General features: G+C 44.3%; 3 protein-coding genes. All 3 read left to right on the plus strand.

Features of this window, described 5'->3' with window-relative positions; all coding sequences use genetic code 11:
* Positions 1–27 precede the first annotated feature (27 nt).
* Genes rfbC through rfbD form a run of 3 tightly spaced genes read left to right on the plus strand, consistent with a single transcriptional unit; the run spans position 28 to position 2,547 of the window.
* Positions 28–609, plus strand: coding sequence for a dTDP-4-dehydrorhamnose 3,5-epimerase (gene rfbC, locus D1831_RS14105; RefSeq protein WP_125073439.1), 582 nt, complete (start codon positions 28–30; stop codon positions 607–609).
* A gap of 9 nt (positions 610–618) precedes the next feature.
* Positions 619–1,647, plus strand: coding sequence for a dTDP-glucose 4,6-dehydratase (rfbB, locus tag D1831_RS14110; protein WP_125073440.1), 1,029 nt, complete (start codon positions 619–621; stop codon positions 1,645–1,647).
* Between the two features lie 57 nt (positions 1,648–1,704).
* Positions 1,705–2,547 (plus strand): dTDP-4-dehydrorhamnose reductase, encoded by an 843-nt coding sequence (gene rfbD, locus D1831_RS14115; protein ID WP_125073441.1) that lies wholly within the window; start codon positions 1,705–1,707, stop codon positions 2,545–2,547.
* Positions 2,548–2,593 lie beyond the last annotated feature (46 nt).

The raw sequence follows: 2,593 nt of genomic DNA on the forward strand, positions 1-2,593 counted from the left end.
GTTATAACTAACAATGGAGGTATAGTTATGGGAAAATTAAAGGTTACAACGACTAAGTTACAAGACGTTAAGATTATTGAACCAGCTTTATTTGGTGATAAGCGGGGGTTCTTCACCGAAACTTATTCTGACCGCGACTTTAAAGCTGCGGGCATTGATTTTAATTTCATCCAGGATAACCAATCGTTATCCGCTGAAGCGGGTGTTTTACGGGGGCTACATTTCCAACGCGGTCAGGCAGCCCAAACTAAGCTGATCCGGGTGGTTACGGGGGCGGTTCTGGACGTCATCGTGGATGTTCGCAAGGGCTCCCCGACTTATGGTCAACACGAAGGTTACATTATTTCTGAAAGTAACCACCGGCAATTGCTCGTTCCGCGTGGGTTTGCCCATGGGTTTGTAACTTTAACGGATAACGTTAACTTCCTATACAAATGTGATAACTACTATAACGCTGAAGCTGATGGTGGCATTACCTTTATGGATAAAGATTTAAACATTAACTGGCCAATTGACTTTGACCAAGCCATTACTTCTGACAAGGACGCTAAACAACAGACTTTTGCTGAATTTGAAAAGAATAATCCGTTTGTCTACGGTGAAATCTAAGGAGTCGTCATGAAAAACTTATTAATTACTGGTGGGGCCGGCTTTATTGGTTCCAACTTTGTGCATTATGTGTATAATCACCATCCCGAAGTTAAGATCACCGTGCTTGATAAATTAACGTATGCTGGTAACAAGGCAAATATCGCGGATATTCTCGGTGACCGGGTCAAGTTAGTGGTCGGTGATATTTGTGACGCACCGTTAGTTGACGATTTGATGCAAAAAACGGATGCGGTCGTGCACTACGCCGCGGAAAGTCATAATGACAATTCATTAAAAGATCCGTGGCCGTTTGTGGAAACCAATATTATTGGGACCTACACTTTGATCCAAGCCGCGCACAAGTATAACGTCCGGTTCCATCACGTTTCAACGGATGAAGTTTATGGTGATCTGCCGTTACGTGAAGACTTGCCAGGTCACGGCGACGGGGTCGGCGAGAAGTTTACACCCACTAGCCGCTACAAGCCGTCCAGCCCATACTCTTCTTCAAAAGCCAGCAGTGACCTCTTAGTACGGGCGTGGGTCCGTTCATTCGGGTTGCAAGCCACGATTTCGAATTGTTCAAATAACTACGGGCCTTATCAACACATTGAAAAGTTTATTCCCCGCCAAGTCACCAATATCTTAAGTGGTATTCGGCCGAAGTTATATGGGACGGGTAAAAACGTCCGCGACTGGATCCACACGAACGATCACTCGGCGGCCGTTTGGGATATTTTAACCAAGGGTAAGATCGGTGAAACGTACTTGATTGGTGCCGATGGCGAAATGAACAATAAAGACGTTCTGGAAATGATTTTGGACATCATGGGGCAGCCTAAGGACGCCTATGACGTTGTCAAGGATCGGCCGGGACACGACCTGCGTTACGCCATTGACTCAACGAAATTGCGCCAAGAACTCGGTTGGCAACCCCAATACACTGATTTTCGTTCTGGTTTGGAAGCAACCATTAAGTGGTATACCGAACATGAAGACTGGTGGCGCGCCGAAAAAGACGCCGTTGAGGCCAACTACGCTAAGAACGGTCAATAAATATTTAAGTAAGCGAGTGTGGTGATACACTTCGCTTATTTTTTAGGAGGAAGTAACGTGCAGAAAGCGATGATTGTTGGTGCTAACGGCCAACTTGGAACGGAATTGCAAAAGTATTTAAAAGAACTTAATTGGCAATTTGATGCGTTGACGGCTGAAGACTTAGATATCACTGATCGGCAGGCGGTTAGTGATAAAGTTAAGTTGCTCCGGCCGGATGTTATCCTAGATGCTGCAGCGTATACTGCGGTTGACAAGGCTGAAGATGAAGGCAAAAAGTTGAACTGGATTGTTAACGTTGATGGTACTAAAAACTTGGCCGAAGTTGCAGCAGAGGCTGAAACAAAGTTAGTGTATATTTCCACCGATTACGTTTTTGATGGAACCAATCCGGGTGAATACCAAGAGGATGATCCAGCTAATCCTAAAAATGAGTATGGTCGGGCTAAATGGGCCGGTGAAGAAACTGTGCGCAATAGTGGTGCTGAGTATTATATCGTTCGAACTAGTTGGGTATTCGGGGAGTTTGGTCATAACTTTGTCTTTACAATGCAAAACTTAGCTAAGACCCATGATAAATTGACCGTTGTCAATGATCAGATTGGTCGGCCAACGTGGACTAGGACGTTGGCAGAATTTATGATTCATCTTTTGCAGGTTGGGGCACCGTTTGGTACTTATCAACTCAGTAACGACAACGTTGCAACTTGGTATGATTTTGCTTGCGCAATTTTGAAGAAAACGGACGTGAAGATTGAACCGGTAACGTCTGAACAATTTCCGCAAAAGGCGTATCGGCCACGGCATTCTATTATGAGTCTAAAAAAGGCCAAACAAACTGGCTTTAATATTCCCACTTGGCAAGATGCATTGAGTTCTTTTTTACGTGATTTAAAGTAAGATAAAAATCAAGCACACTACTTATCAATCTTGATTGTATGTAGTG

Origin of the sequence: Lactiplantibacillus garii (genome assembly GCF_003885105.1) — a bacterium.
Classification (GTDB): domain Bacteria; phylum Bacillota; class Bacilli; order Lactobacillales; family Lactobacillaceae; genus Lactiplantibacillus; species Lactiplantibacillus garii.